At 36.9% G+C, this 23,684-nt stretch carries 15 protein-coding genes and 1 pseudogene; 8 read left to right on the top strand and 8 right to left on the bottom strand.

What is annotated here, in order from left to right; all coding sequences use genetic code 11:
• Nucleotides 1-351 precede the first annotated feature (351 nt).
• Nucleotides 352-2,964: an Ig-like domain repeat protein gene (locus Bccel_RS25330; RefSeq protein WP_036943605.1), complete on the bottom strand. Its 2,613-nt coding sequence runs from the start codon at nt 2,962-2,964 to the stop codon at nt 352-354.
• Nucleotides 2,946-3,593 (bottom strand): hypothetical protein, encoded by a 648-nt coding sequence (locus tag Bccel_RS25325; RefSeq protein WP_036943603.1) that lies wholly within the window; start codon nt 3,591-3,593, stop codon nt 2,946-2,948. Before Bccel_RS25325 ends, Bccel_RS25330 begins: the two co-directional genes overlap by 19 nt.
• Before the next feature lie 165 nt (nt 3,594-3,758).
• Here Bccel_RS25325 and Bccel_RS25320 point away from each other — a divergent pair, with 165 nt between their 5' ends.
• Together Bccel_RS25320 and Bccel_RS25315 are read left to right on the top strand one after the other, a co-directional pair.
• Nucleotides 3,759-4,193 (top strand): helix-turn-helix domain-containing protein, encoded by a 435-nt coding sequence (locus tag Bccel_RS25320; protein ID WP_036943601.1) that lies wholly within the window; start codon nt 3,759-3,761, stop codon nt 4,191-4,193.
• Between the two features lie 162 nt (nt 4,194-4,355).
• Entirely contained in the window at nt 4,356-5,321 is a 966-nt protein-coding gene (locus Bccel_RS25315; RefSeq protein WP_050753845.1) for an ImmA/IrrE family metallo-endopeptidase, read from the top strand.
• Between the two features lie 43 nt (nt 5,322-5,364).
• Here Bccel_RS25315 and Bccel_RS25310 read toward each other — a convergent pair.
• The 4 genes and pseudogenes from Bccel_RS25310 to Bccel_RS25295 all read right to left on the bottom strand — a co-directional run bounded on the left by Bccel_RS25310 (nt 5,365) and on the right by Bccel_RS25295 (nt 12,028).
• Nucleotides 5,365-6,530, bottom strand: a pseudogene (locus Bccel_RS25310) (aminotransferase-like domain-containing protein).
• Between the two features lie 23 nt (nt 6,531-6,553).
• A complete protein-coding gene (gene pdxR, locus Bccel_RS25305; RefSeq protein ID WP_242853144.1) occupies nt 6,554-8,086 on the bottom strand; it encodes a MocR-like pyridoxine biosynthesis transcription factor PdxR in 1,533 nt (510 codons plus the stop codon).
• Between the two features lie 486 nt (nt 8,087-8,572).
• On the bottom strand, nt 8,573-10,381 hold the full coding sequence (locus tag Bccel_RS25300; protein WP_036943600.1) for a hypothetical protein: 1,809 nt from the start codon (nt 10,379-10,381) through the stop codon (nt 8,573-8,575).
• Nucleotides 10,382-10,408: 27 nt separating this feature from the next.
• Nucleotides 10,409-12,028 carry a hypothetical protein gene (locus Bccel_RS25295; protein WP_036943598.1) on the bottom strand — a complete coding sequence of 540 codons (1,620 nt, stop codon included), beginning with the start codon at nt 12,026-12,028 and terminating at the stop codon, nt 10,409-10,411.
• Between the two features lie 254 nt (nt 12,029-12,282).
• On the opposite strand from Bccel_RS25295, the gene Bccel_RS25290 reads away from it, so the two are divergent.
• The 5 genes from Bccel_RS25290 (at nt 12,283) to Bccel_RS25270 (ending at nt 18,953) form a co-directional block, all read left to right on the top strand.
• The gene (locus tag Bccel_RS25290; protein ID WP_036943596.1) at nt 12,283-13,119 is read left to right on the top strand and encodes a 5'-methylthioadenosine/S-adenosylhomocysteine nucleosidase family protein; all 837 of its coding nucleotides are present in this window, start codon (nt 12,283-12,285) and stop codon (nt 13,117-13,119) included.
• Nucleotides 13,079-14,089, top strand: coding sequence for an SPL family radical SAM protein (locus Bccel_RS25285; RefSeq protein ID WP_036943594.1), 1,011 nt, complete (start codon nt 13,079-13,081; stop codon nt 14,087-14,089). Before Bccel_RS25290 ends, Bccel_RS25285 begins: the two co-directional genes overlap by 41 nt.
• Nucleotides 14,086-14,778: an SDR family oxidoreductase gene (locus tag Bccel_RS25280; RefSeq protein ID WP_036943593.1), complete on the top strand. Its 693-nt coding sequence runs from the start codon at nt 14,086-14,088 to the stop codon at nt 14,776-14,778. Before Bccel_RS25285 ends, Bccel_RS25280 begins: the two co-directional genes overlap by 4 nt.
• A gap of 106 nt (nt 14,779-14,884) precedes the next feature.
• Nucleotides 14,885-15,478 carry a DJ-1/PfpI family protein gene (locus Bccel_RS25275; protein WP_036943591.1) on the top strand — a complete coding sequence of 198 codons (594 nt, stop codon included), beginning with the start codon at nt 14,885-14,887 and terminating at the stop codon, nt 15,476-15,478.
• Between the two features lie 235 nt (nt 15,479-15,713).
• Nucleotides 15,714-18,953: an S-layer homology domain-containing protein gene (locus tag Bccel_RS25270; protein ID WP_036943590.1), complete on the top strand. Its 3,240-nt coding sequence runs from the start codon at nt 15,714-15,716 to the stop codon at nt 18,951-18,953.
• A 70-nt stretch (nt 18,954-19,023) separates the two neighbouring features.
• On the opposite strand, the gene Bccel_RS25265 is transcribed toward Bccel_RS25270, so the two are convergent.
• Together Bccel_RS25265 and Bccel_RS25260 are read right to left on the bottom strand one after the other, a co-directional pair.
• Nucleotides 19,024-21,144, bottom strand: coding sequence for a sensor domain-containing protein (locus Bccel_RS25265; protein WP_050753844.1), 2,121 nt, complete (start codon nt 21,142-21,144; stop codon nt 19,024-19,026).
• Nucleotides 21,145-21,321: 177 nt separating this feature from the next.
• Nucleotides 21,322-21,969 (bottom strand): superoxide dismutase, encoded by a 648-nt coding sequence (locus Bccel_RS25260; RefSeq protein ID WP_036943588.1) that lies wholly within the window; start codon nt 21,967-21,969, stop codon nt 21,322-21,324.
• Between the two features lie 304 nt (nt 21,970-22,273).
• On the opposite strand from Bccel_RS25260, the gene Bccel_RS25255 reads away from it, so the two are divergent.
• The gene (locus tag Bccel_RS25255; RefSeq protein ID WP_036943587.1) at nt 22,274-23,602 is read left to right on the top strand and encodes a dockerin type I domain-containing protein; all 1,329 of its coding nucleotides are present in this window, start codon (nt 22,274-22,276) and stop codon (nt 23,600-23,602) included.
• Nucleotides 23,603-23,684 lie beyond the last annotated feature (82 nt).

Raw genomic sequence — 23,684 nt, 5'->3', positions numbered from 1 at the left:
CTCTCTATTGCATGCCAGTTTTCACTCTTTAGCAACGCAACAAAAACCGCAAAGTGATTTCTTTATTAACAACATTATTGTTTGTACCGATTATATAATCGATCCGTTTACGTCCCCTATAGGTTACATTTATATTTTACCAGAACTCGTCACCTATCGTCAATATTAAAAATAACTTTTTTATTTTGTTTCTTATAGATAACAGCTTAGTTTAGAAATCATCCAGTTTTATACCAAAATTAAGGGGGCAAGCTAAAGCAAAACGCTTCAACCTACCCCCATGATAGATTAATATAATTAATTTTTTAGTCCAAGTCTATACATAGAACAGTTATTTTACACCGATGGAACCTATATAGCATTATTATAAGACGAAGTGGATGCATTAAAATGCTTTGCAATAGCAATAATATCACTAATATTAATGACTCCATCTTGATTCAAATCATATCCTGCATTATAACCGGATTCCTTTGAGCTAACATTGTATAATTTTGCTATCATAATAACATCCTTCATATTTATTGTCCCATCCTGATCAATATCACCAGGCCATATCTGAATTTTAGATTCTTCATTTCCAATCTGTACATCCCCATTTAGCTTCTCCAAGGATATAATCCTTTTTAAATGACCAGGCTTAGTTATACTGATTGAATAACCTGCATCACTTTCATCAACATCAGTCAGTTCAAAATACCCTAAGGAATTTGTAGAAGCAAAATAATCATTCCCCTCGATTTTTACTGAAAACCCCGAACAATCTTTACTAGAACCTGATTCCAACCACCCTGATATCTTATACTTCTTTTTTAAAGGTGCAGTAACTGTAATATTCTCTGAGTCGCTAGAACCATTAAAGCAAATATCACCGTTATAAATCGCGGTTATTGTATGAAATCCTGGTGTGAGGCTTTTAATCTTTAAGGAAGCAGCAGCCTTCGTTTCATCAATTATTTCGAAGGAAGCTTCTCCTATAACATTATCACCGTCTTTGAATACTACACTTCCTGTTGGAAACACTTCTTTTTCAAGCCAGGTTAAATCTGCAGATAGCACTTGTTCACCTGATACAGTATCGCTACCGATATTTAATTCAATAGCGTTCCGCTCTTTACTTACAAGCAACTGATCCAGCCTACCTACACTTCCTGCATAGGTATCATTATCCTGATATTCAGCAGTCAGATGATGAATACCTACAAAGTTTATTTGCTTTTTAAGCACCGCTTCTGAATAATCTGTGCCCTCCACAGGAACTATATCTACAGTGCCGATAACCTCGTCAAGATCCCTGAATACAACCCTTCCGCTTGTAGCCTGGCCTTTTGTACTCTTGACTGTTGCTGTTAACGTTATTGCTTCTTTATAAGCTATGGGATTATAATTGCTCTTTAAAGTTGTCTCAGTAGCTATATACTTATTGCTGACTAAATGTCTCACTGAATCAAATGTTTTTAGATAATCTTCACCTTCTACATAATGTAATACTATGTAATGTTCCCCCTCTGATAATGAGTTTACCGTTATTTCAGCAATACCTTTATTACCTGTTGACAATGGGGTCAACTTAGATTCTCCAAGAATTACATTTTTATCTGCATTTCCATCTATAAATAAAACAGTACCTCTAGGCAATGTTGAATATGTTCCTGATGCTATTGCTGTTAAAACCAAAGGCTGCCCTGGTACTGAGATAGAAGGCACGCTTGACAGCATTAATTTCAAACTATACTTCTCTATAGATACTATAAAATCCATTGATTTACTACTTTGAAACATTTCATTTCCAATGTATTCTGCAGTAATGCTATGTTCGCCATCCAAAGCAAAATATACTGTTATGTTTGCTATTGACATATTACTATTAGTGCACTGCAACTTTTCTTCCCCAATTACCATATCACCCTCTCGAATAATAACACTGCCGGACGGATAGTTTCCATTCTCGCAAGTGACCTCTACTCCAAATGCAACCGGACTATCAACCTCAAAACTCCCTGCATTCTGCCTTATCACTGTAGATGTTGCATATGGTTCTATCCATGTCCTTATAGGACTATCAAGACTTTCAATACCACCATTCACTGCTGAAACAGTATAGTAATATCTTGTGCCATCCGAAATATCATCTGTAAAAATAACCTGCTCCTTATCTCCAATAATATTTTCAGCTATTGTAACATACTCTCCACCAGGTATTGAACTTCTTTTAACATTATAACCCTGTAAACCTTCTCCAGTCCAAGCCAGGTTTATACAACCATTTTCTGAACTGACTTTTAAATCGACAGGTACAGGCGGTGCCATATAAAGATAGTAATCTCCTTCATTTTTGTTAAAAGTCTTATAAAGAACCTGACCGTTATATGTATTAATTGAAGCAGTTATTTTACCTCTTACATTTTTAAGCTCCTTAGCAGAAAAAGCTCCATTGATTATACTTGCTTCCATAGTCATGCCATCCTCAGTATAAAACTTTATTATTCCGTTGTTTATGTTTGGAACAATACCAAACACTCCTAATTCTTGTTGAAATGGATCCCAATACTGATAAGATACATCTTCTAGGACCTTTCCTTCGTATTCGGACTTGTAAACAACTTTGATCCTTCCACAATATCCTGATTCACTTAACATTTTGCTTAAATCGGCAAAATCATCGCCCATATTGCTATTCCCGGAAATTAGCTCCTGTCCACTAAAATCAGTAATTTTCCAACTTAGATCATCATACCTTCTCATAATGGTTCTATTAAATCCATAGCGTTCAATCAAATTGACTTCTGAAGCTTTATACACAAGTGGATATGCATTAATAAAAACACCATTTGCTGGTTTTTGCTTCAAGCACCCCTGCCTGCCATACCATGCCTTAAATGGCATTTCCTCAACCGTCCTCTGAGTTTCTTCCGCCAGATCCACAAGCTTATCCTCTGAGCTTATTATATCAAGATCATCCATATATTTTTGATATAATTTAACATAAAACTTGCAAAGAATTCACTATTCTCAGTATAAACCTTACTCCAGGCATAATCACACAATTCATTATGCAATTTGGAGTCGAGCCCGTCTTTGTAATTTCCACCAAGCATTTCCTGATTCAATGCTTCATAATATGCTGTACTTAACTTCATCTGGTTTCTGTATTCCGGTATATTCTCTAATATTATCCTTCCCGCCGCCGAAGCCATACCCTCCTCGAAGCTGTCCAGCTTTATTTGACAAGCTCCATGAAATAGGTGAAGCATCTGGTTTAAGACTACAGATAAATCATTTAAATTCCTTAACCTTATGATATTTTCATCATAATCCCCCTCACAGCTCAAGTTAGGGTCCTTAACTATATTTACTGTCATTGCCATAAATGGTCTTCCATATACTCTCCCAATTTCAGGGTAAAAATCATTAACTGCTTTTCTTAGTATTTGAAGCTCATCCTCAGTCCAAGGCTCTTGATTGGAATCGTAGGTAAATGTCATACCATCCCACATTACATCCTTAATATCCTGTGATTCCCCGAAAATAACCATTGGTATGCTCAAAATAAGAAAAATAACTGTTAATAGTACCATTCTCTTTTTATTCATATTATGTACTCCTCCTTAAATAAAATTATTCAGCTGCGTTTCTTAATGGTTACACAACAATTATAACATTTTTAATATCTACCGTCAATATTTAGCAATAATTTAATAACAAATCGTTGCTTATCAGCAACTTTTGATATATAATTAAAATTGAGGTGATTTATAATGTCAACAGAACTTGGGAAATATGTTGAGTCCATACGAACAATGCGAGAGTTATCGCAGCGTCAGCTTGCCGAAAGAGCAGGTATAAGCAATACTGAGGTATGGAGAATTGAGACAGGACAGCGAAAAAATCCTACTCCGGCTGTACTGAAAGCACTGGCACCACATCTCGAGGTACCATATGAAGAGCTTCTGATAAAAGCAGGTTACATTGAAGAAACAATTGACCACTCAGGATATACTGAAAAGGTATTCCGTGACGATAAGGGAAATGTTGTTGATATTCTTAGAATGGCTAAGGAGATGTATGAGAAGGACAGCGACTGGGCAAATATTGCCTACAGGATATCTAAAGAGCTGTCTTCAGAAGACATATCAGCTATAAAAGCTGTCGCAACTTCCCTTCTTAATAAGAATAAAAAACGTAAAAAATAAACCAGAGCCTTTGAATCACCTGCTCTAGCAAAGGCTTCCTGGCTTTTCAGCAGAAAATCCTTTTGGCTTTTTAAAAAATTATCCTATTTATGTATTTACAATATATAGGGTTTTCTGTATAATTATACAGAACACACGTTCTTATTATGGAGGGATAATCCTATGAATCATATAGACAATTATACAATTGAACAAATTCCGGAATACCGCAGAAAGTTCATTGATTATAAAATACGCCAATTTTTCAGCACATATTTTATAACAAAATGGCCTGTTGACTGCGTACAGCTCCTTGATACAATCGCTAACAGCAGCGAATTATCTTTGCAGGTAGGAACTGTTTCAAATGTCAGCAGCAATTTTGATGCCATATCCATATACAATCCGGAGAGTGATGATTACCAGATAATTTTAAACAGAAACAAAATAAATTATCCTTTCAAAGAATCCAAAGACCGAAGGCTGAATTTTACAATTGCACATGAGCTTGGACATGTTATTCTTGATCATCTCTCAATTAGCGATGATGTTAAAACACCTAATGAAAGATATATCGAAGACCTGGAAGCCAATGAGTTTGCCGGCAGACTCCTCATGCCTCAAAGCATTTTGCTTGGCTGTAACTTTTATTCATTAGAAGCTGTAGCTGATTTTTTTAATGTTTCAGTCTCAGCACTAACTACAAGAATACAGGTTTTAAGGCGGCTTGACCTCTTAAATCCTAAGAAAAGTATCATTTGCACACAATGCGGCAATACGGAAAAGAGTACTTATTCAGTATACTGCATGATATGCGGAAGCAAATGGCAGGATAACGAAGATGGTGTCCTTCGTACCTACTACAAGGGAATTGAGGTCAACGGCAACAGTGAAGCAATTGCCTGTCCAATTTGCGGTGATGACAGCGGCTGCTTTTTAAGCAGCAACTGCAAAAGTTGCGGGGCAAACATAATTAATACTTGCAGCAAAGAACATAATCCTCATTGTGATTACCACAGCCCGGGCAATGGAAGGTATTGTGAAATTTGCGGGAGCAAAACAGTCTTCTTTAAAAGCAGCTACATCAAACCCTGGTATGAGGAACAGCCTGAATTAGTCGCAGAAGCTATTGCACAAGGTGACTTGTAGCTATATGAAAAGTACAATAAAAAGATTAATAATTAGTAACTTTTTATACACAAATAAATTCTCTCAATACCATAGCCAATAATTTTATGCCTTCTACAATCCTGTCTTCAGGCATATTTGAAAAATTTATCCTTAAGGTATTATATCTGTTTACATTAGGGAAAAATGATCCTCCCGGCACAAAAGCAACATTTTTTTCAAGACATTTAACAAGAACATCCCTTGAATCTATATCTTGAGGAAGCTCAACCCATGCAAACAATCCTCCTTCAGGCTTTGTAAACGTCACTCCTTCCGGGAATTCTTCCTCCATGGTTTTTACAACAATATCCCTCCTGCTCTTGTAAGCCTGCTTTATCTTGGCAATATGATCATCTATTGAATACAGCTCAAGATACTTTGCGATCTCCATCTGAGCTATTGTATTGCACTGAAGGTCAACACCCTGTTTTACCAGAACGTACTTGGATATTAGATTTTCATCTCCTGCAACCCATCCAATCCTGTAACCCGGACAAAATATTTTTGAAAAGGTACCCAAGCAAATTACACAACCCATTTTATCAAAAGATTTTACTGACGGGAGAGCTTCACCTTCAAACCTAAGCTCACCATAAGGATTATCTTCAATTATCATAACATTATATTTCATTGCAGCCTCAACAAGCATCTCTCTTCTTCCTATGCTCCAAGTCCTTCCAGTTGGGTTTTGAAAATCCGGAATCACATAAATAAGCTTAACATTTTCAGTACTTTCAAGAATCTTTTCCAACTCATCAGTTAACATTCCTTCATTGTCGGTAGGCACCTCCCTGAACTTATAGCTGCAAGGTATGTGGGACTTTCACATAAAACCACGTCACCCTCATCTAAAAATACCTTGCCAGTCAAATCCAATGCCTGCTGGGAGCCATGTGTGAGCAGTATATTTTCGCAGGTAAAACATGAGCCCATGTTTTTATTGGTTCTGTCAGCAATCCATTCTCTTAGTGGAATATAACCTTCTGTTGTAGAATATTGAAGAGCTTTAGTTCCATTCTCCTCAAGTACAATTCTATTTATATTTATTATTTCTTCTACTGGGAAAAGCTCTGGAGCCGGCAGCCCGCCTGCAAATGAAATCACCTCCGGCCGCTCTGTCACCTTTAATATTTCCCTTATCTCCGATGCCCTTAAATTTGCTATCCTGTTTGCAAATTTATAATCCATCATCCTAAACACCTCCATTTTCATCAAACAATTGGATTTATTTCAATATCCATGTAAGGATCATTCTTTTTACTGCTTTCAGTCAGTTCTTTTATCGCTTCACAGAGGTATCGCACTCCTACAGCAATATCACTTAATGAAGCATATGTGAAATTGAGACGTATTTGATTATCACCCTGGCCTGACGATAAATAAAACGATGTGCCTGGTACAAAAACCACCTTTTTCTCTGCAGCCTTTGAAACAAGATCTGTTGCCGATATACCTTCCGGGAGATTACACCACACATAATATCCGCCCTTTGGCCTGGTCCATGTCATTCCTGCGGGTGCAAACCTGGAAAGTGCATCACACATAGCATCCCTTTTGTATTTGTAATCTTTGCATAGCTTTGATATATGCTTTTCTATACCGCCGTTTAAAATAAACTTTTCTATTATAGCCTGGGACAAGCTACTTGAGTGTAAATCCATGATCTGTTTGACTTGTGCAAATCTTGTAACAACCTTTTTGTGTGCAACCATCCATCCAAGCCTTAAACCTGAATATACATTTTTGGAAAATGTACTGATATAAATAACATATCCGCTGCCATCCATCGACTTTAATAGCGGTAGTTGATGCCCCTCATAGCATAAATCACCATATGCATCATCCTCCATTATCAATATCCGATACCTGTTGGCCAACTCTATAAGCCGCCTTCTCCTTGCAAGATCCATATCTACACCTGATGGATTGTGAAAACTTGGCATGGTATAAATAAGCTTTGGTCTGTACCTTTGAAGAAGCTGCTCCAGATCATCAATCCTCATACCATTCTCATCAACCGGAACACCCATTATTCTGGCCCCTGTTGCTTTAAAAGCCTGAACAGCCGGAAAAAATGTTGGTTCTTCGGCCACCACAATATCTCCAGGATCCAATAGAACCCTTGCCGCTATATCAATGCCCTGCTGTGACCCCGAAAGAATCATAACTTCTTCATGACTGCAGTAGACCCCTCTTTTATGCATCAAACCGCTTATAGCACTGCGAAGTGTGACAAATCCTTCTGTTGGTGAATGGAGCAGCGGCCTGAAATTCCTGTTTTCTATAATATCCCGTTCAATTCCCTCCAACGCTTCAATGGGACCACTTTCAGGTGCAGCAATACCTGTGGCAAATGAGATTACATCCTTTCTGCTGGCCAATGCCAGCAAATCCTTTACCATATGTGAATCAAACCCAGCAGAATATTGGCTGAAAATGTGATTCCATGTAGGCTCACTAAACTCATTGGTTTTATTAATTTCTTCCTGAATACAAGCTAGAACAATAGTGCCGTTCCCTACTTTGGACTCTACAAATCCCTCTGCCTTAAGTTCCCTATATGCATTTAATACAGTACTTCTATTAACTCCCAGGCTATCGGCCAGCTTTCTTTCCGGAGGAAGCTTAAAACCCGGCATCAGTTCTCCTCGAAGAATCTGTCCCCTTATCTGTTCAAATATTTGCAAATATATTGGTGTATTAATATTTTTATCAATTGCAATTTTGATGCCAATCACCTCCATTGGACTAATCCAATTTAATTATATAACCATATTAACACCTTCACAACATCCAATAACCAATTATTATACCCATCCAATTTAGCACTCCATTCCTAAAAATGTAATATTGATGCAAGACACAAAAAAGTGCAAGCATCGGATATTATCCGCCGCTTACACTTCTCCCATCTCTCAGGCATAAACAAAGCTGCCCCAATTAAGGGGCAGCCATAAATTCTCAGTTACAAGTTGGGAGATCAAGTCTACATCCGGCACTAATCTTTCCATGTTTCTCGACACCGCAGTCAAAACGTGCAATGCCCACCATTTAAATCCGGATAACAATCACCCTACCCATCCAATACTAACAACCGCCGCTGCTAGTACTGAACAAGCCCTTGAGGGCCTCCAACCTGTAACTTAATTATATCATAAATCTGCCATAAATCAATACAGTATTAGAATATTTTTGTATATTTAGCACTTTATGTGTGACTTCTATGCTTATTATTTCTTGTGAAATGCCGGCAAACACTTGCTGCATCCATCATATCCGTGATTTAGTGCTTCACTGAGCAAATGATAGCTTCGCTGATGGACCTCATAAGTATCTATAACCGAATCACAGCCAATTTTATGGATTTCGCCGTTATTAATATTAACAATGTACTTGGGTACCGGATAAGTGCTCTTCCCAAGCTCTTCAAATTCCAGGTCAGCGGCCATAATAACTTCACTGTTGGTAACTTCAATATTTTTTCCTGTAATTTTAAGAGGAAATGGAATATACGGCACACCATAAGTCAATGTTGGTGTTACTGTAACCTTTGGTATCTTCTTTACAATATCATCTTCCAACTGGTCAGTGATCCAGTTTATCAAATCCCCGGGAAGTCCGTGAAGTGGCGAATTAGGATCTTCAAAATTCCAATAGAGGTTGATCTTTTCCACTTCAAAACTTAATGCATTTCTCTCATCATCCCAGACCAATTTTCCACGCCCATATTTAAGTTCAAGATTGCTAAGGCTCAAACGCCTGTCAAAAAGCCTGAGACGTTTGTTTCTTGTGTAGATTGTTATATCATCATCCCATGGGGTGAGACAGTCGGGAAACCATCCATTGGTATCAACTTCCACCTTGTACTCAATTGTGCAATAGCAAGCGAGCCTTAAGTTCACACTAAATGCCATGTTATAAATAGAGACCAAATTACCGCCTAAAAGATCAAATTTAGGCTCATTTTTCAGGGTTACACCCAGCCCATACTGAAATTCCATTCCCTTATATACAGTGCTGGCCTCTATAAATCCTCCTGTTATGGCTTTTGAAACAGTTTTATCAATAAATGCTTTTATATCGCTGACCTTCTTAAAGAAATCATCCAGCTTCTTTACTCTTAAGGTTCCTGTTTTTACACCTGTTAACGAATCGTTATCCTTAACAAGCCACATGTTGCCGCTGCTTCCAAGAGCTCTGGAGAAACGGGAATGATTCCATACATAAGAAAACACCTTGAAAATAGCTGTCTCCGACACAGCAACCGCCAGGCTGCAGTTTTTTGCAAACTCATGTAAAAGCCCAGGGTCCCCACCTTTATAACCCATGAGATTTATACCCAATGCCAACATTGTAGGTGATACAATTTTTACTGCATCAAGAGTTATAGGCAAAATACCAAGGTCATTGCCTTCTTCATTCTTATCCGGTTGTATGTATTGTTTTACTTCCTTAACCAATTTGCTTATACATGGCAGCTCAATCCTCTGGCAAATTTTCCTGTTGGCAAAGTACATTTTAAGTGCATTCTCAACAATATTATCAAGGTCCATTGTCATCTGATTTTTCATACTTGCACCATATTTCAGCTGCATTTCCATAACACCAGCATTTTCCAGGTCTGCCACCAACTGCAGATTATCACCTATTTTTATTGGTGTAGTTATTGATATTCTAGCATCAAATTTGATCTCGAGCCCCTGCCATAAAAAGAAGTAAATCCTAAGTCCTGTGTTTATGCTTATTTTTTGATCATCAAGGCCATTCCCTGGAATGAATCTTATTAAAGGCTCAGATGTCAGCTTAAACCTGAAGTCCATCTTTAAAAATCCCTGTAGCTCTGTTGGAACATTTCCTTCAAGCCCCTGAGAAAATTCTTTTCTAAAATCCATTAATTCATGCTCCAAACACATTTTCCCCTTATAAAAATCCACCGAACCGTTAATTGTAAGAAAACCGCTGTAGTACAAGGCACCTGACAATTGATTTAAAAATCTCTCATTAACAAGAAGTGCTATATCATAACCTGCTGATTTCATATTTTAATCACTCCCTTCATCATAAAATCAAACCGAATATCCTCTTAAACATTCACCACAAGGTTTGTATCCATCCTTGATTGCTTCATAAACCCCATGGTAACCGGCCCTGTGTGTAAAATCTATATCCTCAACCACCTGACAGTCAAACCTGTGCAGTTTTAAGGATTTTTTGTTGCCTATATAAAGGGGTACAGGTATGGATTTGTCGGAGAGCTCTCGTATATTGATATTTGTATTTAGTGAAATCTCATCCTCATTTAAAACTATTTCTGTTCTCTCAACATTGAAGGAGTAGCCAAGCACGTCCACATTTTCAAGAAGAAGTGATGGTGAAATGACGATAGGAGGAATTTTGCTTACAATATTTGTTTCCATAAAATCAAGAAATTTGTTCATAATGTTTTCGCCAAAATTTTGATACCATTTCTCACCAAAATCGAGCTCCAAATCAGCTTCAATAACCTTCAAGACCAGCCTGTTTTGCTCGTCTAACGATACAATGCACTCTGCCGATTCAATATTTAAATTTATTACCTCAGCAATATGTAGTATTGAGCTCTTCTTGTCCTTCTCAGATATTACCCGGTCATCCTCCCATGGTGTAATAATATCAGGTATAGGACCGCTTGTATCAATTTTTACAATATTGTGTGATTCTGTTTCAAGATGTGCTTTAACTGAAGCCATGAGCTTCAAATTATTAATAAGCACCTTATTTCCGCCGGTAAAGCTGAATTGGGGCAGATCAAGAACCTCAACAAGGCAATCATAAATCAGATCTGCTTTCCTTATTTCTGTCTGAGGCTCTACAATCCCAAGGGTAACGAGTTTAGCGGCAAGATCCATCCCCTTTGACAGCGTTCTTCGTGCATTTATTGGAAGTTTTCCTTCGAATTCTTTCTTCTTCTCTATGCTTGTTCTATCCCACCAGAATTTTGCAATCTTCTGCAGAGTACTATAACTTATGGCTGTAAAAATTTCTGCTCCCCCAGTCATATCCGATACTTCTTCAAAACTTCCCCCTGTACTGTCAAAGAAGTTAACAGCCACTGTCAGCAGGCGGTTATTGAGAATTGTAATGTTACCTAGCTTAACAGGTAGAAGATTATCTTTTGAATCAGGTATGGTAGGAAGGTTAAGCCCAATGCTCGTCAGCTTCAATGGGAGGGATATAGTTTTGATATCTTCAGTTAAATAGTGCCTTAATAAGATTTTTATTATGAGGTTAACACGCTCAAGTACATTCTGATGGAATTGAAGCTTATCCTCAATATGAATATCATATATTTTTGTTTCAGTTAAGTCATATGTTACGCTTTTGTTTTCGGGGTCGAATTTAAATGTGGCAGTTGCACCGAAATCCAGGTCAACTTCAATATCAACACCGGTCAATACATTAAGATTAGCTTCTACCGATAGCCTTATTCCAACTGTCTCTTTTTCGAGAAAGTCAATATACGGCTCATTCTTCAAACGGACCTTGTATTTTACTTCTGTAAAACTTCTCAGCTCTTCCGGAACACCTTGAACATACGAATATGTTCCTGTTACTTTAAGCTTTCCAGTGTAGAACAAAGCGGCCAAGCCCTTGTTCAAAACCCTCTCATCAACTTGTACCAGCAGATCATATCCACAACTTTTCAATCTACATTCCCCCCTATTCCATATTAAAAGTGTTAATAATATTACATTATTCCTTTTAATATAGAAGTATTTAATTTACTATATTATATCATTAGCTAGAAATAAATAACATATATGGATGGACAAATTAAGAAGTTATGGCATCGAGAACAAAATCACATAGCTTTTCTGCTTAGTCAACCATATGATATAATATTACAGGAAATTCCTCACAAATTTACTATACAACAAGTGGGAGGAGAACTTTTGAAACTATGATCTATATTGTAACTGCACTTATGTTGGAAGCATCTCCAATTATTGATCACTACAAGCTTAAAAGGGATATGTCTGTTCATCCATATCCGGTATTTGCCAATAAAGATATCTCTCTTATTGTCAGCGGAATTGGAAAGGTTAAGTCTGCTATAGCCATAACCTTTTTACGTTCCACATACAGCTCAACTGCCAATCATATTATTATAAATGTAGGTTTTTGCGGTGCAAGGATTAGAAAATACCCCTTGGGCAGCCTGCTTCTCATAAATAAGGTAACCGATTTGGATACAGGAAAGGACTATTACCCTGATGTTTATGCAGGGTATGATTTACCTAAGGAACCTTTAGCTTGCTGTTCCAAACCAGTCACACACGATAACAGTAGCTATGAAGATAACTTTTTTGATATGGAGTCTGCAGGAATTATGGAAGCTTCCTATAAGTTTTTTAACACTCATCAGGTGGCCATATTAAAAATAGTTTCAGACTTCCTTACTCCAGAAAATCTTGATAAACAAGTCCTTAGGGGTTATATAAACAATAACATCCCAATATTGGATAGAATAATTAATGAGCTAAAACAATTGACCCTCATGGTAAGCTCCCCTAACTTTGAAGAGGAGGAAAAGCTCATTTCAGTAATTTCACAAAATGTAAGGCTTTCTTCTGCTATGAAGGGGATTCTTCAGACAGAAGTAAAGAAAGCCAAAACAAAAGGGTTGACTGCAATAGAAGTTCTGAAAAAATATCTTGATAACAAGGCTAACACTAAATTGGAGGGGAAGAAAATCTTTGTACAAATCATCGAAGATATCAGACAAAAGACTTTTTAATTCAATATATATAGAGGAAAATGCTTTTGAGTTTCCAATTACCAGAGAAATACTTAAAAATCATTCTAGTACACCGATTATTAAAATCCGCAACTATAAGGATGTATTCAACCGCCCAAAGCAGAATTTCTCTATTCAAAAGCATAACCAATCATTGATACTGGCTGTTAAGAAAGATAATTTTCTGTACAAAGGTCCTGAGGTCTGCCAGAACTTTGGGCACACCAACTTTTGTTATACATCCTTTTTATTAAACTGTGTTTTTGATTGTGAGTACTGCTATCTTCAAGGGATGTATCCATCAGCAAACCTTGTTGCATTTGTGAACACTGAGCAATATAAACAAGCTATAAAAGATGCAGCTTCAAATAAACCCATTTATCTGGCTGCCTCTTATGACACTGACCTAATTGCTTTTCATAATGCTATACCCTATATGGAGTATTTCTATGATTTTTTCAAAGCAAATACCGATATAACAGTAGAAATCCGTACCAAAAGCGGCAACGAAAGCTTCTATAGAAATTATCCGCCTACAGAAAATGTTATTATCGGTTTTACACTCTCACCTGAAGGCATTATAAAAAAATTCGAAAAGCATACACCTTCTTTGGATATAAGGCTTAAAGCAATAAGGACAGCTATCAGTGAAGGATACAAAATCAGAATCTGCCTTGATCCGATATTTATCAATCCTGGTACCGATGCTCTTTATGAACCTTTTTTCCAATATATTTTCGATAAAATTCATTCTGATGATATTTTAGATGTGGGTTATGGTTTTTTCCGCATGTCCCATGATTTTTTCAAAAGGATTGAGAAGCAAAATAATTCTTGGCTTTTTGCACAGGACTACAGTCATTATAATGATGTGGTATCCTACCCACTTGAAACCCAGGAGGAAATCAAATCAAAACACATTGATATACTTTCAAAATATATTAAAAAGGAGAGAATATTTACATTATGAAGACTGCAATATTAACAGGTTCATCAAAGGGTATAGGACATGCTATGGCAAAGAGGCTGGTATCCTTGGGCTATAAGGTCTACGGCCTGTCACGTTCGAATGGCATTCCTTTTTCCCATACCAACTTTATACCTGTAGAGTGTGATCTTTTAAATACCGATCAACTAGTAAAAACTGTTTCATCCATATTGGATCATGAACCCGAAATAAACCTTCTTATAAACAATGCAGGAGTAGGCTGCTTCGGCCCCCATGAACAGATAGCAGTTAAGGATCTTCAAACCCTGATCCGTACTAATCTGGAGGCTCCCTTGATCCTCTGCCAGCTTCTTTTGAGGTCGCTGAAAAAAAGCAGAGGCATGATTTTATCAATATCATCGGTTACAGCAAAAAAAGTCAGCACCCATGGTTGTGCATATGCAGCTACTAAGGCAGGACTTTCTCACTTCTTTACAAGCCTCTTTGAGGAGGTCAGAAAATCTGGCGTTAAGATCACAACTATTCATCCTGATATTACCAAAAGTAATTTCTATGATTCTCTTGATTTTACTTATACAGACGAAGACGGTGCAGCAATACTGGATGAGCAAATAGCTGATGCACTGGAATATGTACTTTCAAACAGCAGCAACATTGTTGTTAGTGACATAACCCTTCGCCCACAGTTAAACAGGATTAAAAGAAAATAATTAATCACTTCCTTAAACATATAATATTGCATTGTTTTTCCATTTTATATATACTTATTATATATAAAATCAACATTTATGCAAATTTAATCAAGGAGGTATAATTATGTCAAAGAAAATTTTAATGCTTGTTGGAGATTACGTTGAAGACTATGAAATAATGGTTCCATTTCAGGCTCTTCAAATGGTAGGCTTTACTGTTGATGCAGTGTGCCCTGATAAAAAATCCGGTGACATTATAAGAACTGCTATACATGATTTTGAAGGCGATCAAACTTATAGTGAAAAAAGAGGCCATAATTTTTCCCTCAATGCAGACTTTGACAGTGTAAATCCTTCTAGTTATGCAGCTCTTGTAATCCCTGGGGGACGTGCTCCTGAATACATACGTCTCAATAAAACAGTTCTGGATATAGTGAAGCACTTTTCTGATGCTAATAAACCCATAGCAGCTATTTGTCATGGCATACAGGTACTGATTGCTGCAGGTGTTGTTGAAAACAGACACTTAAGTGCATATCCCGCCCTTGAGCCTGATGTAGAAAAAGCAGGAGGCACATATATTAATGTGGATGTTGATAAAGCACATGTGGATAATAATCTCATTACAGCACCAGCCTGGCCGGCCCATCCAGATTGGCTTTCAAAATTTCTGGGCGTAATGGGTGTAAAGATTACCATTAAAAAAAACACCAAGTGATTAATCTTTTAATGTATTTAAACATAAATGTTTTTTGAGAATTGAGCAGCTTACTTGGCTGCCTTTTTAGGTTGTGGAAAATTTCTTCTTGTATACCATTACAACAAGGATTATTATATATATTGGTAACATAACAAAATTCCTTGCAATTTTGTTTTTAACATTGTATTGAAGTTTAGGCATGAATGAAATTTATTTTTTGATCATGACTTACATTAGAAAGTGAGATATTTTTATGAAGCGTTTTTTAGTCTATTTACTGACAATATGTTTAATCTTGAATTTACTTCCATTAGGTTCACTTTGCAGCATTGCAGCAGGAGAAGACATCCCATTAGAAGCTGAAGAGACCACTCCTATTTCTACCGACTCTGGTTATTCACCAGAAGTTACACCTTCACCTATTGATACTGGTTCATCGCAAATTACGCCTACGCCTGTTGAAACCGGTTCACCGGAAGAATCACCAGCAGTATCACCTTATGGATGGAAAAAAATCTTTACCAATGCTAATATTTCTATCGGTATCCTCGATGATGACAGTCTTTGGCAGTGGTATAACAATAATAGCTTTAATCAGGAAGCCCCTGAATCAGATGAATCTGAACCAATAAATGACCCAATCGTTATACCTACCTCACCTGTAAAAATGCTGGAGAGTGTTGCTGATGTATCCATAGGTGCTGGGGGCAATATTCTAGCTTTGACAAGCGATAAAAAGCTTTGGTCCTGGGGCAGTAATCAATATGGGCAGATCGGAGACGGTACTATGACTTACAGGCCAAAGCCTGTTAGTGTAATGGATGATGTATACAAAATTTATGCCGATGACTATTCTCATTGTTATGCAATAAAGAACGATCTTACACTCTGGGGATGGGGTGATAGTATTGATGGGGAATCAGAGCCTTCTACAACACCTCAAAAACTGACAGACAATGTAGTAGATGTTACCGGCGGCCCATGTTTTGTATTAATGCTAAAAGCTGAACACAGTCTGTGGGGCTTAGGATACAACTCCTCTGGAGTGCTAGGTAACAATCCCGATATCGTAAGTAATATACCCGTCAAGCTTATGGATGATGTAAAGAAAATTAAAGTAAGAAATTATACATGCTATGCAATCAAAAAGGATAATTCTTTGTGGACCTGGGGAGAAAAGCAATATGTTCAATTGGAAGGAGACGAAATTTCTGATATAAAAAATCTGCCTTCAAAAGTATTGGACGATGTAGCAGATGTTGTTGTAGCTACTAATTCATCATACGCTTTAAAGTCTGATGGATCAGTATACTCATGGGGCTCAAACTATAACGGCGAATTGGGTAGGCTCACAGAAACATTTCCGGATGCTCCCGGATTAGTAATGGACAATATTAAAGAATTATCCTCAACAGATTCACATGTTCTTGCTTTAGATAACAATGGATCTTTATACGGCTGGGGAAGCAACTGGAGTTTCCAGCTTGGAAGGGATGAATCATCCGAAGGTGGAGAATCTTACATAATGCATTCACCAATCCTACTGGCAGATAATGTATCCAGCTTTGCAACTACTTACAATACAAGCAGTTACATCAATACCTCCGGTGAACTTTTAATGTTGGGACAAATAAACGGGTCCTATTATGAAGATCCTTTATATATACCTGTTGAGCCTTTTATAAGCAGTACATTCTTAAAAGATAACATGATTGAAATATACATGGCCGGAATAAATGCTGAATCGGTTAACCGTGAAGATTTTTCCGTTAACAGCATAATAAACGGAGTACCACAAGCTGTTACATTCGATATCTACGGCGTTGACAAAAGTTCAAATGCGGTAACACTTCAGGTGCCTGAGGTAACTCCTTCCGATAAAGATACAAAAGTAGCTTATTCACTATCATATAGAGGAAATATAGATATAAATACAAATGAAATTCTTATTCCTTCAAATGCTACACCAACACCACCATCAACAGCTACACCCACACCACCATCAACAGTTACACCCACACCATCGCCAACCGCTACACCTACATCATCATCAACTGCTACACCTACACCCTATAGCATTATATATAATTCTGCAACAAGCTATCCTGCAGCTGCGTCACCTGAATCATCAGATACACCTGTGCCTTCATTTACAATAGCACCATCAAATACTCCCGAGCCTCCACCCATATTGTCTGCAGCCGATTATAACAAAAAGCTGGATGACTTTAAATCAGAAATAACCAAATTAGCTGATCAATACAAAGGTACTAGTGACATATATGGTGATATGAATGAAGCACTTATAAAAAAGGCCGAAAAAGCTATTGAGGATATAAGCCTTAGAAGAGTTAATCCCGTCGGTGACAAGGTGGAAATAAATAAGAATCTTATATTGCCTCAAAGTCAGATAGTCAAAGAAGCTAAAAGTGATATTGAAAAAATTTTAAAGGATTATATCACCGAAGACATTAGGGATATCAGGACACGTATCAACGTCTTGGTAGATGGAATTCATAATAAAATAAACTTGAATTGCGATAAAGATATCATAGGTATTATGAAGGAAAAGGTAGATGTAAGGATTTCAACAAATCTGGGAAACGTCATTTTATTTAACAAGTATGCAGAAAACCAGCTAAACGATAATATGACAATAACACTTACCGAAAGCAAGAAGACATCCCTTGATATTAAAAATATTAAAAGCAGCAGGATAAACCTGAAATTCACAAGTCCACGATTAGGAACAATTAAAAAGATCAGCGGAAAAATCGGCTATGAGCTTCCATATGGAGATGGCGACCCCGAGTATAGCACCATGCTGCATGAATCAGATGACAATTTTTATAATATGGGTGGACATGAGGATTTGGATTATAAAGTACTCCAGATAAGCACTGCATTTTCCGGCGATTATATCATTGTGGAGGATAAAAAATCCTTTCAGGATATAGGAAAGGAAAATTCTGAAATGAAAAAGGCAGTGGAGGTTCTTGCTTCAAAGGGTATTATAAGCGGAAGAAATAATAATTCTTTTGATCCGAATGCATCAATCAACAGAAGCGAATTTACAAGCCTCATTGTAAAAGGCTTGAATCTTATAGATGTTGATGCTGCCTGTGATTTTAAAGATGTTTTAAAGACCGCCTGGTATTACAATATGGTATCAATTGCCAGTAGCGAAGGTATAATAGATGGTTATGAAGATAAGACCTTTAGAGGTAGCAGAATTATTAACGCACAGGAAATAGTAAAAATTTGTGCTGCCACCCTTAATGAAAGAGCGGGGTATTACTATCCAAAAAATCTGGACAAATACTTAAATTTTGCAGATAAAAACAGCATACCTCAATGGGTTAGGAAATATGCTGCCCTTGGAAGCAGAGAAGGTCTGATAGTTAAAAAGCCTGACAACTGTTTTAATGGTGTCGGCTCATGTACGAGGGGTGACGCAGCTATTATTATGTATCGGCTTTATAAGAAGATGTAGATGGATTGGAAAATTAAAGCAAAAGTGATTTTACCACTTTTTATTACGGTAAAATCACTTTTTATATATTTTATATCGAATCAACCTTGCTAAGCTCTGTAAGCATCTTCTCAACATCTTCCTCTGAAACAGGCTTGCTGAATAAGAATCCCTGTATTATATCACACTTGCTGCTGGCTAGAAAATCCAGCTGTTCCTTGGTCTCAACACCTTCCGCAACAACCTTCAGGCCGATTTCTTGGGCAAGGTGTACTATTGACTTCAACAGCTTTTTCTCCACTTCATAATTTCCAATATCACCCACAAATGATTTATCGATCTTGATTATATCTATAGGAAGCTTTCTTAAATAGGTCATGGAAGAATACCCAGTACCAAAGTCATCCAGGTAAACTTTGAAGCCGGCGTTCCTTAACTTATTTAGTCTTGCAACAATGTTTTCAGAAGATTCCAATAGTGTTGATTCTGTCAGTTCAATACCTAGATTATGTGGATTTACACCATATTTCTCAACTGCATCAAACAACTTGTCAATAAACTCTTCATGCATAAACTGCACAGCTGAAACATTTAATGTTACATGAAGGTTTTTATCATGCAGCTTGTTTATTTTCACTGCAAATTTGCATACATTCTCTATTACCCAGTTTCCGATTTCTATTATTTGGCCATTCTCTTCTGCCAAAGGAATAAATGCCATGGGAGATACAAGGCCATATTTAGGGCTAAACCAACGAATTAGTGCTTCAAACCCTATAATTTTTGCAGATGCTATATCTACCTGAGGTTGGTAATAAAGCTTAAACTCATTTCTTTCTAAAGCAAGCCTCAAATAATTTTCCATCTCAAGCTTTTCTGCAATTTCGGTGCCCATAGCCTGATTATAAAATGCACAACAATTCTTACCGTTAGCTTTGGCCCTATTCATAGCAGTATCAGCATTTTTTATAATATCATATACCTTGATGCCATTTTCAGGATATTGAGCCACTCCCATGCTGCAAGTAATATAAAAAGATTTATCTTCCAAACATACAATCTGTTTAAAACTATTAAGAATCACAACTGCTATTTCTTCAATTTCCGTTTTATTATCAGGTTTATCTATAATAAATAGGAACTCATCCCCACCAAGCTTGGTCAGTATTACCTTTTTGTTATTTATCTCTATATTGCACAGCCTCTCTGAAATAATCTTCAACATTTTATCGCCAAAGAAATGACCGTATGTATCATTTATTAACTTAAAGTTGTCTATATTAACCAGAATGATTGCACCAGAACAGTCATTTGATTCACAACCATTCATTCTTGCTTCTAATAATTCAATGAGGAATGCCCTGTTTGGAAGTCCTGTCAAAAAGTCGAAATATGCCAATCGTCTTATCTGTTCTTCATAGTTTTTCCTTTCGGTGATATCAGACGCTGAGCCAGCAATCCTCTCAATTCTACCGTAACTATCAACAACAGCTCTTCCCTTAGCGATAAACCATTTATACTCATTATTTTTCATTTTGATGCGAAACTCACTTAAAAAACTCTCAGTCTTACCCTCAATATGGTGTGTTAAAGCCTGATTAAGGCCCTCCTTGTCATCAGAATGGATAGCTTCAAATATACTTCCATTGATTTTAAAGAATTCTTCCTTCTCATAACCGATAGTATGAAAAAATCTGTCGGAAATATATATATTTCCTGTAACTGCATCCAAATCCCATATAACATCTCTTGAGCATTCTACTGCAACCCTATATCTTTCAGCAAGCACCATAAATGCATCCTGTGCTCGCTTATATTCTACATATTGCTCATTTAGTTGTTTTTGGGTAGTAATGTCAATTAAGTTAAGCATGACATATTCATTTCCATGTAAATAAGCTTGTACTTTAAGCCATTTTTCAGTTGGCTTTGAGTACACTTCAGCGTCTATAGGATAATCCTCCATCTTTGTATCTATCAAGCATCTTATCCATTCACCGCCTTCAATTTTCAACTCAGAAAGAAGTGCACGGACCGTTTTGCCAAGTACCTGTGTCCCTTTAAAACCTGTTAATTCTTCATAAGCATTATTAATTTTAATATAACTTAAGTCCGTACAATACTCGTTATCCTCTTTTACAACACTAAAAAAGGCATACCCGTTATTAGATTTTTGTATTAAATTGTTATAGAGTTCTTCCAATAAGGGCATAGTTACCTCCTCAAACAATCAACTATAAATAAAAGTTTAAATATAGTTGTTTATATAAAATATATCGTCATAAAATATAAATTATATTAGTAATGACTGAACTATAACTTCCGTAATTTATTTATGTATTGACTTAACCCAGTCAACACTCGCATAGAATCGGAGGTAATATTTAATTTATAGGTACATAAGCGGCACCTGACCATTAATTGCCAGGACCAACCTTCTTTCAACCTCATACCAGTTAATAATATCCCACCAGGCATCAATAAATTTCCTTCGCTCATTCTGGTAATCAAGGTAGTAGGCATGCTCCCATACATCACATACTAAAATGGGAATTCCACTCCATTGAGTTAAATTCTGGTGTTTTTCTGCCTGAAGTATTTCCAGTCGTCTCCACGCAGGCTGCCATACCAAAATCCCCCATCCTGACCCCTCCACCTTCTCAGTGGCATTTTTAAACTGGTCCTTGAATGCATCAAAACTGCCAAAGTAGTTATTTACCAGCGGAATAGTAGTGACCCCAGGCTGTCCCCCAGTTCCTTTCGGTCCCATAATTGTCCAGAAAATACTGTGTAATATATGGCCTGAGCCATGAAACGCCAGTTCCTTTTCCCAGTATTTTATATACTCATAATTATTTTGTCTGCGTGCCTCTACAAGGCTTATTTCTGCTTTATTCAAACCGTCTACATAGGACTTGTGATGCTTATCATGATGGATTCTGAGTGTTCTACTGCTTATTACAGGTTCAAGGGCATTATACGCATATGGAAGAGAGGGCAACTGGTGTTGCCCTGGAAGGACCATTGAGTATTGCATAAAAATTCCTCCTGTTTCAAAATTGTTTACTGCATTTTATTCAATTATTTCATGGATTGTGCAAGAGAGTATAAATTGTTAACAAAGCTCAACTTTCAATCATAATTTACAAAACTCTTTTGTGTTCTGTAAAACAAATTATCCATTTTCTATTGCAATTCGAAGCATATAGTATATAATTATAATGTAATATGTCAATATATGTTAGGAGGTGTTACCCATTAAGTCTATAAGTCTGCCCCTTAGTAAATAATGATTTACATTTTGTAGTTGAATTTATAATCAAAAAATGGAGGTATTACTTATGTTTCCTAAAACAAAAACTAGGTTTTACATGTCAACTGTATTAATAATTTTATTGGTAAGCATAAATTTTATTCAATCCTTTGCCCAGTCCCCATCACCAACTCCTTTGTCCAACCCGTATCCGGCCGGTGTTTATGATATGGAGTGCTATATAAAACCTGACTTGACTGAAAATACCCCTGCAGTATTCGAGGACTTTGAAATTACACTGGAATATAAAGGATCAACCTTTCAGGGGAAAACGGACGAAAATGGTTATCTTAAGCTTTTAAGTGTTTACACACTTCCTTGGAATGTGACCATCAGTAAGCCCGGTTTTTTGACAAAAACCTACAAAAGCCAAAACTCTATTACATTAGGAACCCTAAAAGACCCTATATTGATGTGGGCAGGTGATGTGAATCAGGATAACATCATTAACATGTCAGATGTAATTGGGATAGCAAAGAGCTTCGGTGTAACTTCCAAGGACCCTGGATTCAATATTGCCGCAGATTTTAATTGTGATAAAATAATTAATATGTCCGATGTCATTATTATATGCAAGCATTTTAATAAAGCTTCTGAAGATTATTCATCTGATACATCTGAAAATGTAAAAATAAAGTTAAATATTATAAATGATAGTAACACAAAAGGAGGTGGTGAAGTTTCTATTTCGACAATATCTAATGATGGTACCGAAAAACTTGGATTCATATTCGATAGCAGCAAAAGATCTTTAAAATTCCCTTTTTCCAAAGGAACACAAGTTACTTTAAATGCTAAAACGTGGGGAAGTGAAGGTTTTTCTTGTAATATTAGTGGTGCATACAGCTCAGAAAATCCTTTGGTATTTACCGCTCAAGGTGGAGAGGAAATTACATATTACTTCTACGCTAAAGATCCAACTCCTACACCTACACCGTCAATAACTCCACCCCCTGGCCAGACTCCAACTCCGACTAGCCCTTATCCTCTATTGCACAAGGGAACTTGTCATATATCATCCAAATTTTCAGCAAGTGATATCACTAAGAATTCAGCCATTATATCCACAGTTATAAATGTTTCTTATGGTTATAAATCTGATAATGCAGCCTTGGTTTATTGGAAAAAGGACACTCCCGAAGATAAATCATCCAGATTAATTAAACTAGGATATGACAATGAAGCATCAAATTCCCAACTAACCGGCCTAGAGCCAAATACAACCTACTGTTGTCAGGTAGAAATGCGTGCTTCTCCTAATGGGGAATTGCAGACGGGAAATTTTACATATAAATATGTCATCTGCCCGGATGAACCATACACCACTGGTATATTTGAGTTCAGTACGCTTCCGTAGAAGTGATTCTGCAGCAATAGCATGGTTATGGGGGATAAAGCAGGGTATGGTTAAGTAATTGGCCATACCTGTTAATTTCATA

The sequence above is a fragment of the Pseudobacteroides cellulosolvens ATCC 35603 = DSM 2933 genome, assembly GCF_001262605.1.
GTDB lineage: Bacteria > Bacillota > Clostridia > Acetivibrionales > DSM-2933 > Pseudobacteroides > Pseudobacteroides cellulosolvens.
The sequence above is the reverse complement of the archived record's forward strand: the minus strand, read 5'-3'. Positions and strand labels throughout refer to the sequence as shown.

What these genes read in the sequence shown, in the direction of transcription:
- Bccel_RS25330 (WP_036943605.1), bottom strand. Translation starts at nt 2,964, where the DNA reads ATGGATGATCTTGATATAATAAGCTCAGAGGATAAGCTTGTGGATCTG.
- Bccel_RS25325 (WP_036943603.1), bottom strand. Translation starts at nt 3,593, where the DNA reads ATGAATAAAAAGAGAATGGTACTATTAACAGTTATTTTTCTTATTTTG.
- Bccel_RS25320 (WP_036943601.1), top strand. Translation starts at nt 3,759, where the DNA reads ATGTCAACAGAACTTGGGAAATATGTTGAGTCCATACGAACAATGCGA.
- Bccel_RS25315 (WP_050753845.1), top strand. Translation starts at nt 4,356, where the DNA reads ATGAATCATATAGACAATTATACAATTGAACAAATTCCGGAATACCGC.
- pdxR (WP_242853144.1), bottom strand. Translation starts at nt 8,086, where the DNA reads ATGGAGGTGATTGGCATCAAAATTGCAATTGATAAAAATATTAATACA.
- Bccel_RS25300 (WP_036943600.1), bottom strand. Translation starts at nt 10,381, where the DNA reads ATGAAATCAGCAGGTTATGATATAGCACTTCTTGTTAATGAGAGATTT.
- Bccel_RS25290 (WP_036943596.1), top strand. Translation starts at nt 12,283, where the DNA reads ATGATCTATATTGTAACTGCACTTATGTTGGAAGCATCTCCAATTATT.
- Bccel_RS25280 (WP_036943593.1), top strand. Translation starts at nt 14,086, where the DNA reads ATGAAGACTGCAATATTAACAGGTTCATCAAAGGGTATAGGACATGCT.
- Bccel_RS25275 (WP_036943591.1), top strand. Translation starts at nt 14,885, where the DNA reads ATGTCAAAGAAAATTTTAATGCTTGTTGGAGATTACGTTGAAGACTAT.
- Bccel_RS25270 (WP_036943590.1), top strand. Translation starts at nt 15,714, where the DNA reads ATGAAGCGTTTTTTAGTCTATTTACTGACAATATGTTTAATCTTGAAT.
- Bccel_RS25265 (WP_050753844.1), bottom strand. Translation starts at nt 21,144, where the DNA reads ATGCCCTTATTGGAAGAACTCTATAACAATTTAATACAAAAATCTAAT.
- Bccel_RS25260 (WP_036943588.1), bottom strand. Translation starts at nt 21,969, where the DNA reads ATGCAATACTCAATGGTCCTTCCAGGGCAACACCAGTTGCCCTCTCTT.
- Bccel_RS25255 (WP_036943587.1), top strand. Translation starts at nt 22,274, where the DNA reads ATGTTTCCTAAAACAAAAACTAGGTTTTACATGTCAACTGTATTAATA.